The sequence below is a fragment of the Streptococcus sp. CCH8-H5 genome (assembly GCF_001556505.1).
Taxonomy (GTDB): domain Bacteria; phylum Bacillota; class Bacilli; order Lactobacillales; family Streptococcaceae; genus Streptococcus.
Genome location: NZ_LSIZ01000128.1, coordinates 1 through 645 on the forward strand (window position 1 = coordinate 1; position 645 = coordinate 645).

At 47.6% G+C, this 645-nt stretch carries 1 protein-coding gene; it reads right to left on the minus strand.

The features are described from left to right. Positions 1-645: Ig-like domain-containing protein (locus AX663_RS08670; RefSeq protein ID WP_231724225.1), on the minus strand; the 645-nt coding region annotated here is incomplete at both ends.

Below are 645 nucleotides of genomic sequence, written 5' to 3' on the forward strand. Positions count from 1 at the left end.
TGAACTCGTATGTTGTTCCACTTGGTAAATCTGCAACATTACCAATTGAATCTTGTGCATTTGGTGTTGAACCTGGAGTCACTGTTTGAGCCTTAGCTGTTGGATCATTCTTATCCGCATCTGTACGTAATCGAGTTGCTTCAACTGGATCACTTGCAACTGATGTATTACCAGCAACATCTGTCGCTGTCGCTGTCACATTCCCTGCTGGAATATCAACGGTTGGCGTAATCGTTGCTTTACCATCTGCTCCTGCTGTCGCTTCACCAATCTTGTTACCATCTTTATCATAAAGGGCAACAGTTGAACCTGGTTCTGCGCTCACTTCAACTGGAGTCTTAGTGCCGGCTTTACCGGTAAGGTCTGTAGCGACTACTGGTTTCGCTGGCGCTTCTGTATCTGCGCCAGTAGTTGCCTTAGCTGGAGCACTTGGATCTGAGGTGTTTCCTGCTGGATCGGTCGCTGTCGCTGTTACATTACCTTCTGGGATGTCGACTGTTGGGGTAATGGTTGCTTTACCATCTGCGCCTGCTGTCGCTTCACCAATCTTGTTACCATCTTTATCGTAAAGAGCAACAGTTGAGCCTGGTTCTGCGCTTACTTCAACCGGTGTCTTAGTGCCTGCTTTACCTGTAAGGTCTGTAG